Here is a 14,239-nt window from a genome sequence, read left to right as displayed (position 1 = left end):
CATAATAATAAAAATATTTTAGGATAGGGGATAACTCAATATGTTATCAGTTACAAGATATTCAGTTAGAAATGCTCGTCTAAAGCAGTGGGTAAAGTTTATTTGGTATCTTGAGACAAAGGAAAGTATACTGCTAAATAATAAGTTGCTACCCACAGATAGTATAGATATTATTCTTAATCTTTCTGATGTTATAGAATATAAAGTTGAAAATCAAAACTATACAACTAGTAATATACATTTTAATGGAATAAGAGATAAACATGGATTTATCGTTCAACATGGAAATATACGTGTTATAGGAATTTCTTTTTACCCATTTGGTCTTTATCCATTTTTAAAGATACCAATTTCAGAATTTAATAGTCAAATAGTCAATTTAGAACAAGTGTCAGAGGTATTTGTAAAAAAATTGGAAGACTCTTTAAATAAAGAATCATCAATAGAAAATACTATCTTGTACTTAGAAGAAGTATTATTATCTACAATGGATGAAGGTTTAATTGAAAATAAATATATAAAACTTTTGGATTCATTTATATATGACAATATGTATAGTAATATAAAATCTTTTTGCAATGATATGAATATAAATATTAAAACTTTGGAAAGAATCTGTTTAAAATATACCGGATATACACCTAAAATTTTAAAGAGAATATGCAGATTTAAAATGTCAAGTAGTCAGCTTATTTACAGCTATAAAGACAAGGAACTTTTTGATTTTATTTATGAAAATGAGTACTATGACCAAGCACACTTTATAAAAGAATTTAAAGAATTTTCAGGGACATCGCCAATTAAGTTTATTAGTGAGAATAAGACTATTAAAGAAAATATAAGGTATAGTTATTTGTAATTATACTGTCGATTTTTTACAATACCTCTAATTTAGTTTTTGATATGATATAAGAAAAATAAATTGGAGGTTTTGTATATGAAAATTATTACAGAGATAGTGGAATTTAGTGTGGAAGAAAACTTGTCAAAAGGTGAGTTTATAGATATTGTAAATGATTTAGAAATGAAATTTCATTCTATACAACCTGGTTTTATTGATACTGAGCTTTTATATGATGAAAAAAGTCAGAAATGGATTATGATACAACATTGGGACTCTCTGGAAGACCTTAAGAATTCTTCTAGTAAGATGTTTAAGGAATCTTCAACTGAGAAGTTTAGAAAAGCTTTAAAAAGTCAAACTATTAAAATGAACATAATGCCACAAATTAAAAGTTGGAAATTATAGTATTAAACCTAGAAAATAATTAAACCACAAGAAAATAAATTAGCCAAATAACATTTTGTATTAAAATTGTTATTTGGCTTTTAATATCTATTTTAATATTTAAATATTGTTATCTAAAAGAACTATTGCTGTACGAGAGGCAATAGGTATTTTTGAAGATGGTGGAGCTGAGCTAAAATAGGCATTGTAGTCTAGTAAGTTTTCTTTTTTTGTGTTTCCTCCAAATTCTATCATATCAGTGCTTAGTATTGTTTTGTAGTTTGTATTTTGAAATTTTGAAATATCAACTGACTGCATTAGATTAGGGTGGAAATTAAATATAAATAAATATTTACCCTTACTGTATACTAAAAGTTTTTTATCATTATCCATATGTATAAGTTCATAGCTATTTTGGATAAAAACATCACTGTATTTTGGAAGCTCAAGCATAGCTTTATCAAAGTTTAATAATTGTTTATATTTTAAAGAATCATTTTCTGAAAGGCTCCATTGCCTTCTAGCATACTTATAACTCCAATTGTTTCCTTCTCGTGGAAAATCAATCCATTCAGGATGTCCAAATTCATTTCCCATAAAATTCAGATATCCCTCACCAGCTAGAGAAAAAGTTATTAATTTAATTAACTTAATTAGAGAGATAGCTCTATTTATAACATGGTTATTTGAGTTTATTTCCATATTCCAGTACATTTCCTTGTCAGCTAACCAAAAAATAATTGTTTTATCACCGACTAATGCCTGATCATGAGATTCACAATAACCTATATTTTTTTCACCAGGACGTCTAGTTGTAAGTTCATGCCACATTTTACCTAAATCCCAGTTTTCATCAGATAAGTTAGAAATAGTTTTTATCCAAAAATCTGGTACACCCATTGCAAGTCTATAGTCAAATCCAATTCCACCGTCTTTTATAGGTATACACATACCAGGCATTCCACTCATATCTTCTGCAATACTTATTGAATTAGGTTTAATTTCTTTTATCAATTCATTTGCAAATTGGAGGTATGTTATGGCTTCAATATCTGTATTCATGCTAAAATATTTTTTGTAACTATCAAATGAAACTCCAAGACCATGGTTATGATATAACATTGATGTTACACCATCAAACCTAAAGCCATCAAAATGGTACTCATCTAACCAAAATTTTATATTTGAAAGTAAAAAATGGATTACTTCAGGTTTACCATAGTTAAAGAGTTTTGTACCCCAAGCAGAATGATTCCCCTTTGAACCTGAATGGAAGAATTGATATTCACTTCCATCAAACTCATTTATTCCCTCTAAGGTATTCTTTACTGCATGAGAATGAACTAAATCTAATAAAACAGCAATTCCCATGGAATGAGCAGTATTTATTAGATTTTTTAAGTCTTCAGGAGTACCAAACCTAGAGGAGATTGCATAAAAGTTTGAAACTTGATACCCAAAAGATGCATAATATGGGTGTTCCATAATAGCCATAAGCTGAATAGTATTATATCCAGATTTTTTTATTTTAGGAAGTATATTTTCAGTAAACTCACTATAAGTTCCAATAGATTCATTTTCAGTAGCCATACCTATATGACATTCATAGATTAGTGGAGAAGTTATGCTTTTTAAGTCAAATTCATTGTCAGTCCAGATAAATGGAGCCTCTGGTTGCCATACTTGTCCATTAAAGCCACCAAAGTCCTTTTGAATTACTCTTTTTATATATAGTGGTATACGGTCAAATGTTTTTCCATTTGCAATGACTTGGATTTTTACCTCTGATTTATGAGGTAAGCTATCTTTGTTGGGAATAAATATCTCCCAATTACCAGAATTAATTTTTTTTAGAGGATGAGATTTTCTATCCCAATTATTAAAGTCACCAATTAATGATAAACTGTTTGCATTTGGAGCCCATTCCCTGTAAAACCATCCATCATTTGTTTGATGAAAGCCGTAGTAAAGATGAGCATTTGCAAAAGAACTAAAATCTTTATAGTTAGTTAATAGTTTTGCTTTAACATCTTCATAATGTTTCATTCGTTTTTTTATATCAGATTCAAATGGTTGTAGGTATACATCAATATCTAAAATTTTAAATCTTTTTTGACTTTTCATTTTATTTCTCCTCCATAATAAATATTACATCTAAAAAATAATATTTATCTCATACTATCTTCTCTATATAATTGATATATATTATATAATCCTAATAAAAAGCTTAAGCCACCAATGATTAATTTCATAATTTACCTCCTTAGTATTTACACTTATATATCATATTCATCGAAATTTAAAAGTTTGTTTAAAACTCTTTTAATAATATCATAATCAAAGCCTTTGTAGGAAAGATGTTGAGAAATTTTTTGATATATTTTCTTTTTATCTTCTTTCTTTACCCTTTCAAACCTTTTTTTTGCTAGATACATAGCATTTTCAAATTCAGTGTCCTTATCCAATTCAGACACAGCTTCGTCAATTGTACTTCTATTGATACCTTTATTATATAGATTTTGCTTAATTCTATTTTTACCACATCTATTTAAATTAACATTTGTATTAACTATTTTTTGAGCTAATACACTATCATTTACAAGATTATAATTTTTAAGAAAATCTATAACTCTATCAATTATGTTTTCATCAAACTCTGCGGATAACTTTTCTTTTATTTTTTTTTCAGACTGGTCAGCATGAGATAAAATATTTAGAGCTTTATTTTTAGCTTTTATATACATCTCATCGTCCAAAATAGGTTTTAATTCCTCTTCATTTATTTCATTTCCTTTTTTTAAATTGAATGTATAAACAAGTTCTTTAAATATAGCAATAAAAAATTTATCATCTACATAAATATTAACTCTATCATCATTTCTTTTTTGTTGTTCTATTTTAGTAATTATACCCATAAATCCTCCCTTTTTGTATGTAATTATATTAACAAAAGCAACTAATAAAATTTAATAAAAAACTTACATTTATATGTTATATTTTATCAAAATTAAGACAAAATAGTAAAAAGTTATTTTTATTAAAAAGTAAAGTAAAAACATGTTAAATAATTATTTTTTAAAGCATTTTTTATCATATAAATATAATTATATACCAAAAAAAATAAATTATAAGCTTTAAGAAATAAAAAATAATGGTACAATAGTATTATAACATTAAAAGGAGACAAAATATGAAAAGCGAAAATCTAGTTAAGAAGGCAGAGTTGAAAAATACTGAAAAACTAGAGAAATTTAATCGCCATAAAGGCAAAATCAAAATAGGTATATTGGGAGGTACTTTTGACCCTATACACTATGCTCATTTAGCAACAGCAGAGTTTATTAGAGACAAGTATGACATTGACAAAATTATCTTTATACCATCAGGAAATCCACCACATAAATTATGTATCACTACAGACAAGTATGATAGATATAATATGACACTTCTAGCAACTGAAAGCAATGAAGATTTTTTAGTTTCAAAAGTAGAAATCGAAAGAAAAAAAAGGACTTATACAATAGATACATTAAAATACTTGAAGAAAAAATACAAAAATGCAGATATTTATTTTATAACAGGGGCAGATGCTATTTGTAGTGTTGAAGAGTGGAAGGATGTAAAGAAAAACTTTGAGTTGGCTACCTTTATAGCTGCAACTAGACCAGGGATTAGTTTGTTAAGGTCACAAGAGACTATAGAGAAATTAACGAAAAAGTACGATGCTGACATTATAACAGTTTATGTTCCATCACTGGATATATCATCCACATATATAAGGGAACAGCTAAATGAAGGCAAGTCAATACGTTACTTAGTACCCGAAAATGTAGAAAATTATTTATATGAAAATAAACTATATCAATATGGAGATGATTAAATGAACTTAGAGAATATTAACCAGAGACTAAATCAAATGTTACCAGTGGGGAGGCTTAGCCACTCAAAAAATGTTGCAAAATGTGCTGAAAAATTGTGTGAGATTTATGGGTGTGACAAAGAAAAAGCTTGTTTAGCAGGAATGATTCATGATTGTGCAAAGTATTTAAGTAATAAAGAAGTAGAAGATTATGTAAACAAGTATGAAATATACTTAGACCCAATAGAGGATGGAAATCGCTCTCTATCTCATAGTGTAATTGGGTCATACATATGTGAGTATGAGTTTGGGATAGAAGATGAAGATATTATAAATGCAATCAAATATCATACAACAGGAAGAGAAGATATGTCTCTTTTAGAAAAAATAATTTACATAGCTGATTTAATTGAAGAAGGAAGAAAATTTCCAGTTGTAGATACCTTAAGAGAATTGGCATATGGAGGAAAACTTGATGAAGCACTTTTAACTTCTTTTAATAATACTTTAATGTTTGTTATTAATAAAAACGAAGAGATACATCCAAGAACAGTTATGGCAAGAAACTATCTAATTAAAGAAAAGTTATTATAAAAAATAGACATAAAGGCAAATATATTAATAAATTTAAAGTTGACTATGTTACAAAATCGTATTAATATGTTACAATAACTAAGTGTATTTTAATTAGGAAAGTGAGGAATTTTATATGACAGTGGAACAAATGACAAAAATAGCATATGATGCCATAGAAGATAAACTGGGTCAAGATACAGTTATAATAAATATAGGAAAAGTTTCTAGTTTGTGTGATTACTTTATTATCACTACAGCATCTTCTCAGAGACAGGTAAAAGCTATTGCAGATAATGTAGAAGATGAATTAACAAAGCTAGGACTAGAGCCAAGAGGAAAAGAAGGACAAAGCACTCAAACTTGGGTACTTCTTGATTATGGAGATGTAATGGTTCATGTATTTAATGAGGAAAACAGAGGATTTTATAATTTGGAAAAATTATGGAAAGATGCACCTTATATAGATATTGACACATTAGCATAAACATGATAATATATGTTATTATAATTAGAAAATTTCAAAAATTATATTAAATTGAATAGACTAGAGCAGTAAAAGACTATATTTTTTCAGAGAGTTAGTGGCAGGTGAGAACTAATATTATATAACTTTGAACTTACTAGATTGAAATCTATTTTCCGTAGCTGGATTAAAAGCTATCTAAGAGAGTCTATATAATGTAGGCTAATTAGGGTGGTACCGCGAAGATTTATCCTCGTCCCTAAACGCAAGTTTAGTGATGAGGATTTTTTATTTTCAAGGAATTATTTGGAAATTATAAGTAAATAATATTAAATAAGATAGTTGAACACAACTAAAATAGGAGGCAAAATATGAGCGTATATAATTTTAAAGAAGTAGAATCGAAATGGCAAAAGATTTGGAAAGACAATAATCAGTATAAAATGGATACAGCACAAACTGAAAAACCTAATTATTACACATTAGAAATGTTCCCTTATCCATCTGGAAAGATACACATGGGTCATGTTAGAAACTATTCTATAGGTGATGTTGTCGCAAGATTCAAAAAAATGGAAGGGTACAATGTACTTCATCCAATGGGATGGGATTCTTTTGGTTTACCAGCTGAAAATGCTGCTATAAAGCATGGAATACATCCACACAAATGGACAATGGAAAATATAGAAGAGATGAAAGAGCAATTAAATTTATTAGGTCTTAGCTATGATTGGGATAAAGAAGTAGCAACTTCAACTCCAGAATACTATAGATTTACTCAAGAGATATTTTTGAAGTTTTTAGAACATGGACTTGCATATAAGAAAAAATCTTATGTTAACTGGTGCCCTTCTTGTGAGACTGTTCTTGCAAATGAGCAAGTTGTTCAAGGAGCATGTGAAAGATGTAAAGCAACAGTATTAAAGAAAGATTTGGAACAATGGTATTTTAAGACTACTGAATTTGCAGAAGAATTACTTAATGATTTAGATACATTAGATGGATGGCCAGAAAAGGTTAAAATAATGCAAAGAAACTGGATAGGTAAGAGTACAGGAGCAGATTTAGTTTTTGATATAGATGGAACTGATAAGTCTATGACAGTATTTACAACTAGACCAGATACAACTTATGGAGTTACTTATATGGTACTTGCTCCAGAACATGAGTTAGTTAAAGAATTAGTTGCTGGTACTGAATATGAAGCAGAGGTTGAAGCTTTTGTTCAAAAAATGCACACAATGACAGAAATAGAAAGAACAGCTGCTGATGTAGAAAAAGAAGGAATGTTTATAGGTAGATACGTTATAAATCCTTTAAATGGTAAGAAAGTTCCTCTATGGATAGCTAATTATGTATTAGTTGAATATGGAACTGGAGCTATAATGGCAGTTCCTGCACATGATGAAAGAGATAGAGATTTTGCTGAGAAATACAACTTAGATATAATAGATGTAATAACAGAAGATAATAAAATAATAAACTCAGAAGAGTTTAATGGATTAGATGCTTCAGAAGGTTTTGAAGGAATAATAGATAAATTAGAAAAAGAAGGAAGAGGAAAGAGAACAATTAACTATAGATTAAGAGACTGGTTAGTTTCAAGACAAAGATATTGGGGTTGTCCTATACCTGTAGTTTATTGTGATGAATGTGGGATAGTTCCAGTTAAAAAAGAAAATTTACCAGTTCTTTTACCAACAGATGTTGAATTTACAGGAAAAGGAGAATCTCCACTTACTACTTCAAAGCAATTCATGTCAACAACTTGCCCTCACTGTGGAAAACCAGCTAGAAGAGAAGTTGATACTATGGATACATTTGTCGATTCTTCTTGGTATTTCTTAAGATATGTGGATAGCAATAATGAAAATGAGCCATTTAGTAAAGAATTAGTTAATAGATGGCATCCAGTAGACCAATATATAGGTGGAGTAGAACATGCTATAATGCACTTACTTTATGCAAGATGGTTTGTAAAAGCATTTAAGAGTATGGGTATGGTAGATTTTGATGAACCATTTAAAAACTTACTTACTCAAGGAATGGTTCTTATGGATGGTTCTAAAATGAGTAAATCTAAAGGTAATACAGTATCACCTATGGATATAATTGATGAGTATGGAGCAGATACTGCAAGACTTTTCGTATTATTTGCAGCACCACCAGAAAGAGATTTAGACTGGTCAGAGCAAGGTGTTGATGGATGCTTTAGATTCTTAAATAGAGTTTATAGATTGGTTGATGAGTTAGCAGATGTAGTTAAAAAGGATGTAGAGTTTGGAGAATTAAATTCTCAAGATAAAGACATGAGATATACTATACATTCTACACTTAAAAAAGTTACTGCTGATTTAAGTGAAAAATTTGGATTTAATACTGCTATATCAGCTCTTATGGAATTAATAAATGATATGTATAAATATAAAGAGTTAGATAATATAAATGAAGCAGTTATAAAAGAAGGTGTACAAACTATAGTAACTATAATTGCACCATTTGCACCTCATTTAGGTGAAGAATTATGGACTATGATAGGTAAAGATGGAAGTGTATTTGATATAGATTGGCCTAAATATGATGAAAAAGCTTTAGTAAAAGATGAGATAGAAGTTGTTGTACAAGTTAATGGAAAAGTTAGAGGAAAATTAACTGTTAATTCAAACATATCTAAAGAAGAAATGGAAAAGGTAGCTTTAGAAGATGAAAAAATAAAAGGATTAGTTGAAGGCAAAACTATAGTTAAAGTTGTTGCTGTACCTAAGAAATTAGTTAATGTAGTTGTGAAATAAATCAAAACTATAGGATAAAATGAAACCCCTATTACAGAGTAATTAAAAATTTGTAATAGGGGTTTATTGTTTTAAACTTTATTATAATTAACAGTAGATTCCTTTTTCAAAGAAGTCTTTGATTTCATCAAGATTATCAGTTTTTCCAAGTGCTAAAATAAGTTTTATTCTAGCTTTTTGACCTGGAAGGTCTCCACCAAATATACATCCAAGATTTTTTAAATCTCTACCAGAACCATAATAACCATAGCTATCAAACACTCTACCTGAATGGCATCTAGACACTATAACAACAGGAAGTCCTTTTTCTCTAGCATATTCAACTCCAGAAAGCATCTGAGGAGGAATATTACCTCTACCCATTGCTTCAATAACTATACCTTTATATCCACTATCAACAGCAAATCTTATAAAGTCTGCATTTTCTCCTACATATGCTTTAAATAAAGCGACTTTAGATTCTACCTTGTCAGTTTCTATAATTGTTCTATTTACAATATCTCTTGTAAGAACAAGTTCATTGCAGTCAATTATTCCTAATGGACCACTAGTTAAAGATTTAAATGTATTTAAAGAAAGAGTATTTGTCTTAGTAGCCTCAGAAGCTAAGATTACTTCATTGTTTAAGACTACAAGAACACCTTTGCCCATAGCATCTTTAGATACAGCAGTACAAACTGATGCAGATAAATTACTTGAACCATCATATCCAAGTTCAGAGCTACTTCTCATAGCACCCGTGACTATTACAGGTTTGATGTTATCAATTGTAAGGTCTAGAAAATAAGCTGTTTCTTCTAAACTATCTGTACCATGTGTTATTACAACTCCTGTAATATCTTTTCTTGATAATAAATCATTTACATAATTTTTTAATTCCATCATTCTATAAGGTGTTATATGAGGTCCTGGAATTTCATCAAAGTTAAAGACCTCAACATCTGCAACTTTATCAATGTTGGTAACCATTGATAATATTTGTTCCCCCGATAAAGTTGGTATAGCAGCTCCTACTTTATCATCTACTGTCATAGATATAGTTCCACCAGTAAAAACTATGGCAACTTTTTTCTTAATACACATACTATTCTCTGCCTTTCATAAATAAAATTTATAATTCCGATAGGATTATATCAAAAAAAGTAGCTAAGGTCTACATAAATTCTTTTATTCATATAATTTAGATATTTCAGTGTAATATAACTATTTCTTAGTTTTTTGCCATTCAGTAATGTAACCATTTAGTATTTCTCTGATAGCTTTTCCTATCTTAGTGTAAGCTTCATCATATAAATTTGCTAGAGATATTCTAATTGACCATTCAGGACCATAGAATCCATTTCCACTAAGTAAGACTACAGAATAGTCATTAGCTAACTTATAAAGGACATCTACTGGAGCGGAAATTTTATTTATAAATTTAAATAAATCTTCTCCATAGTTTAATTTAGCCCATTCTTCAATATCAAACTGAGTATAATATGCAGCATTATTTTTACTTTCATTAATTGGAAGTTCTAAGGCTTCAAACAATAGTTTTTGACGTCTATGACAAATACTCATATTAAGTTTTTTGTAGGCATCAACTTTGTCAATTAAAGCAAATGCAGAGAAAAATGCCATTTGTACTTGTTGAGGAGTAGAAAGACCAGCAGTATGGTTAAGAGCAACAAGTCTACTATCAGCAACAACTCTTTCCATAAATGAAAGACTAGAAGGATTAAGACTCATATCACTGTAACGCTTATCTACTGATTTTTTTAGCTCTCCAGTTAAATCATTTATTTTCTTATCAAAAACATTTTTCTTATGAAGTGCAAATGTACCAAGTCTCCATCCTGTAACTCCAAAATATTTTGAATAAGAATAAACTCCAATAGTGTTGTAAGGAAGTTTTGACATTAATGATGAAAAGTCTTCTACAAAAGTTCCATATACGTCATCTGATATTATCATTAAATCTTTGTTATAATTCTCAATCACATCTATTAGGTTATTACAAGATGTGTCATCCATAGCTATAGATGCAGGATTATTAGGATTAACAACAAATAAAGCTTTAATAGATTTGTCACGAAGCTTTTCTAATTCCTTTTTAGTGTATTGCCATGTATGAGCGCCTTTTTCATCAACTTCATTAGCATTTATATTTACAACTTTAAAATCATAACGAGGAAGATTAGGTATTTCAAGATAAGGTGTAAATATTGGAGTCATCAAAGCTATAGTATCACCTTTTTTTAGTAGTTCATTAGCCATTAATGAATCAAAAATATAACACATGGCAGCTGTAGCACCTTCAACAGCAAAAATCTCTACATCACCATAGTCGCCTGATATATCGTATTTCATTTCTTGAACTAAGTAATCATGTACTATTTTTTCCATATGAGGTAACATTCTATCTGGAAGTGGATAATTATCACCAATAATTCCATCAGCTAGTTCATGAATAAATTCATCTCCATCAAATCCAAGTTCATTTATACCAAAGTTTATAATATCTCTAGCTAAGTATGCTCCAGGCATATCTATATTTTCATTTATAAATTTAAAAAATCTTTCTTTAATACCTTTCTTTTGAGGCATTCCAGCCAAATGACCTAAATCCCAGTTAGAACGAGTTTCAGTAATAGCAAAATGACCAAAAGTAAAAAATGCTTCTCTAGCAGTTGAACAAGTCCAGTTTGGATTACCACGACCTGCATCAAGCAACTCCCTGTTATTTTCTTTTGCAGTGTGTTTTGCAATATCTATTAATTTGTCCTTAAATTCAAAAGGGCTTATTTTTCCATATATGTTTTTGATTTCTTTATAAGTATTATTTTTCATGTTAAATTCCTCCTTATGTAATAAGTTTCACATTTTTATAATAAAATAAACAAGTTAGCAAAATGATTATACTTTAATTATAATAGGTTTATGGAAAAAGTAAAGTATAAAATTAAAATAATAACTCTATTTAACCTTATTAAATATACAATAAAGCAAAAAATGCCTTTTAATAAAAAATGATTACTATATAAAATAAATCTCCAATTTGATTTGCATTTTAGTTTTTTTATTATATTTTATTATTAATGTATAGTTTTCTAATTTTGAATAAAAATAGAGTAAAACTTTCTTTTATATTGAAGTTGTTTAGCAATATATATTTTTCATTATTTTGTTAACTTTAATAAGGTTAACAAAACTTAAAAAAATAGTTTATAAGTAAATAAAATAATATAAAATACAAATTTTAATAAAAATAATAAAGAATCTATTGTTATTTTGATAAAATTGTAAAATATATTTTTAAATTATCATTTAATGTAATTTGAAGGAATTGAAGATATATGTTTATTGTATTCAATTGTTGTATTTTTAGTTTTTTTGTGATTAATTAAAAAATTATAAAAATCGTTTACATGTTGATTTTTTAAAAAAAAAGATTTAGAATTATATAGAAAGTAATAAACAAAAATTGGATTTACGGGAGTGAAATAAAATGATAAATGTTACCTTAACAGATGTGAAAGAAGCTAGAGAGACCATCAAAAACATAGTAAAAAGAACTGACTTACTTGAAAGTGTTAAACTTAGTGAAAAAACAGGAGCAAACGTGTTCTATAAATGTGAGAATCTTCAAAAAACAGGTTCTTTTAAATTAAGAGGAGCTTGTAACAAAATAGCAAGTTTAACAGAGGAAGAAAAGGCAAATGGAGTTATAGCTTCAAGTGCAGGAAATCACGCTCAAGGTGTTGCATTAGGGGCAAAAATGACTGGTATAAAATCAACAATAGTAATGCCAGCAACTGCACCTTTAGCAAAAGTTAGTGCAACTAAAGGATATGGAGCAGAAGTAGTTTTAAATGGTGCGGTTTATGATGATGCATATGCAAAAGCTGTTGAAATACAAAAAGAAACAGGAGCAACTTTCTTACATCCATTCAATGATAAATATGTTATAGCAGGACAAGGAACTATATCTCTTGAAATTTTCGAACAATTAGACAATAAAGTTGACACTATACTATGCCCAGTTGGTGGTGGTGGAATCATCTCTGGTGTTGCTGTTGCAGCTAAAGCATTAAATCCTAATGTGAAAATAGTTGGTGTTCAAACTGCAAATATACCTTCAATGAAAGAGTCAGTTAAAAATGGAAAAGTAACAACAGCATTTAATGATACTACAATAGCTGATGGTATAGCTGTTAAAACTCCAGGAGATTTAACTTTTGAAATAATAAATGAATTAGTTGATGAAATAGTTGTGGTTGAAGAAACAGAAATCGCAGAATCAATATTATTTATGATGGAAAGTCAAAAAATAGTTTCAGAAGGTGCTGGAGCGGTATGTACAGCTGCTATATTAAGTGGTAAGTATGTACCAGCAAAAGATGAAAATGTAGTTTGTATAATATCTGGTGGTAATATAGACATAAATACATTATATAGAATAATAGGTGTTGCTTTAGCTAAAGAAGGAAGAAGATATTCATTTAGTACAATTATGGAAGATAAGCCAGGAAACTTTGCTGAATTAACTAGAATAATAAGTGAGAATGGTGGAAACATTTTAAGTGCTAATCAAGGTAAATTATCAGCAGGAGAAGCTCTAGGAAAACAAAGTGCGGAATTTATATTAGAGACAATAGATTATGACCATATAGCTAAAATAAAGAAAGCTATAGAAGACAAAGGTTTTAAAATTATAGAATTATAGTAAAAAGTGTATATAATATACAAGAAAAATAGTATAATAGTGTATGAAGATACATTTTATATGTATCAGATTAACGAATTAGGAGGATTTTAAAATGAAACATGAAGTAATACATACTAATGATGCACCAGCAGCTTTAGGACCATACTCTCAAGCTATAAAAGCTGGAAACTTATTATTTGTGTCTGGACAAGTTCCTCTTGTACCAGAGACTATGGAAGTAGTTGAAGGAGATGTACAAGCTCAAACTGCTCAATCTTTAAAAAATCTTAAAGCTATATTAGCTGAAAGTGGAGCTGACTTTTCAAATGTAGTTAAAACTACAGTATTTATAAAAGATATGAATGAATTTGGAGCTATAAACGAAGTTTATGCTGAATATTTTGGAGAAAACAAACCAGCAAGAGCTTGTGTAGAAGTTGCTAGATTACCAAAAGATGTTAAAGTTGAAATAGAAGTAATAGCTGTATTATAAGAATATATAATTTAAAATATGTAACTATTAGATTAGGCATGAGTTCTTGGGTATTTTTATCCTGAGGATTCATGCCTTTTTGCAGACCTTTTATCAAAATGTATTCACAAACATATGATAATCTATTAAAATAAAGGG

Annotated in this window: 12 protein-coding genes and 1 other annotated feature; of the genes, 8 read left to right on the top strand and 4 right to left on the bottom strand. The window is 28.7% G+C overall.

Annotated features, from left to right (window positions below):
• Window positions 1-40: 40 nt before the first annotated feature.
• Together ACTG47_RS13835 and ACTG47_RS13830 are read left to right on the top strand one after the other, a co-directional pair.
• Window positions 41-859 carry a DUF6597 domain-containing transcriptional factor gene (locus tag ACTG47_RS13835; RefSeq protein WP_479924981.1) on the top strand — a complete coding sequence of 273 codons (819 nt, stop codon included), beginning with the start codon at window positions 41-43 and terminating at the stop codon, window positions 857-859.
• Between the two features lie 78 nt (window positions 860-937).
• Window positions 938-1,249 (top strand): antibiotic biosynthesis monooxygenase, encoded by a 312-nt coding sequence (locus ACTG47_RS13830; RefSeq protein WP_169470154.1) that lies wholly within the window; start codon window positions 938-940, stop codon window positions 1,247-1,249.
• A 99-nt stretch (window positions 1,250-1,348) separates the two neighbouring features.
• Here ACTG47_RS13830 and ACTG47_RS13825 read toward each other — a convergent pair whose 3' ends face one another.
• Together ACTG47_RS13825 and recX are read right to left on the bottom strand one after the other, a co-directional pair.
• Window positions 1,349-3,352, bottom strand: a complete 2,004-nt coding sequence (locus tag ACTG47_RS13825; RefSeq protein ID WP_479924980.1) for an alpha-amylase family glycosyl hydrolase — start codon at window positions 3,350-3,352, stop codon at window positions 1,349-1,351.
• Between the two features lie 152 nt (window positions 3,353-3,504).
• Window positions 3,505-4,143 carry a recombination regulator RecX gene (gene recX, locus ACTG47_RS13820; protein ID WP_167639594.1) on the bottom strand — a complete coding sequence of 213 codons (639 nt, stop codon included), beginning with the start codon at window positions 4,141-4,143 and terminating at the stop codon, window positions 3,505-3,507.
• Window positions 4,144-4,418: 275 nt separating this feature from the next.
• Here recX and nadD point away from each other — a divergent pair, with 275 nt between their 5' ends.
• From nadD to leuS, 4 genes are all read left to right on the top strand, one after another.
• Window positions 4,419-5,108: a nicotinate-nucleotide adenylyltransferase gene (nadD, locus tag ACTG47_RS13815; protein ID WP_054271118.1), complete on the top strand. Its 690-nt coding sequence runs from the start codon at window positions 4,419-4,421 to the stop codon at window positions 5,106-5,108.
• The gene (gene yqeK, locus ACTG47_RS13810; protein WP_479924979.1) at window positions 5,109-5,681 is read left to right on the top strand and encodes a bis(5'-nucleosyl)-tetraphosphatase (symmetrical) YqeK; all 573 of its coding nucleotides are present in this window, start codon (window positions 5,109-5,111) and stop codon (window positions 5,679-5,681) included.
• Window positions 5,682-5,796: 115 nt separating this feature from the next.
• Window positions 5,797-6,147: a ribosome silencing factor gene (gene rsfS, locus ACTG47_RS13805; RefSeq protein WP_169470158.1), complete on the top strand. Its 351-nt coding sequence runs from the start codon at window positions 5,797-5,799 to the stop codon at window positions 6,145-6,147.
• Window positions 6,148-6,199: 52 nt separating this feature from the next.
• Window positions 6,200-6,390 (top strand) — a binding site (T-box leader).
• Between the two features lie 107 nt (window positions 6,391-6,497).
• Entirely contained in the window at window positions 6,498-8,918 is a 2,421-nt protein-coding gene (gene leuS, locus ACTG47_RS13800; protein ID WP_169470159.1) for a leucine--tRNA ligase, read from the top strand.
• Between the two features lie 87 nt (window positions 8,919-9,005).
• Here the strand turns inward: leuS and ACTG47_RS13795 are convergent, their stop codons facing one another.
• Both ACTG47_RS13795 and aspD read right to left on the bottom strand, forming a co-directional pair.
• Window positions 9,006-10,001, bottom strand: coding sequence for an asparaginase (locus tag ACTG47_RS13795; RefSeq protein WP_479924978.1), 996 nt, complete (start codon window positions 9,999-10,001; stop codon window positions 9,006-9,008).
• 120 nt (window positions 10,002-10,121) lie between these two features.
• Window positions 10,122-11,750 (bottom strand): aspartate 4-decarboxylase, encoded by a 1,629-nt coding sequence (gene aspD, locus ACTG47_RS13790; RefSeq protein ID WP_479924977.1) that lies wholly within the window; start codon window positions 11,748-11,750, stop codon window positions 10,122-10,124.
• 658 nt (window positions 11,751-12,408) lie between these two features.
• On the opposite strand from aspD, the gene ilvA reads away from it, so the two are divergent.
• Both ilvA and ACTG47_RS13780 read left to right on the top strand, forming a co-directional pair.
• Window positions 12,409-13,626, top strand: a complete 1,218-nt coding sequence (gene ilvA, locus ACTG47_RS13785) for a threonine ammonia-lyase (RefSeq protein ID WP_169467828.1) — start codon at window positions 12,409-12,411, stop codon at window positions 13,624-13,626.
• 94 nt (window positions 13,627-13,720) lie between these two features.
• Entirely contained in the window at window positions 13,721-14,101 is a 381-nt protein-coding gene (locus ACTG47_RS13780; protein WP_003416451.1) for a RidA family protein, read from the top strand.
• Window positions 14,102-14,239: the final 138 nt, after the last annotated feature.

It is taken from the genome of Clostridioides sp. LIBA-6622, from assembly GCF_056716095.1.
The sequence above is the reverse complement of the archived record's forward strand: the minus strand, read 5'-3'. Positions and strand labels throughout refer to the sequence as shown.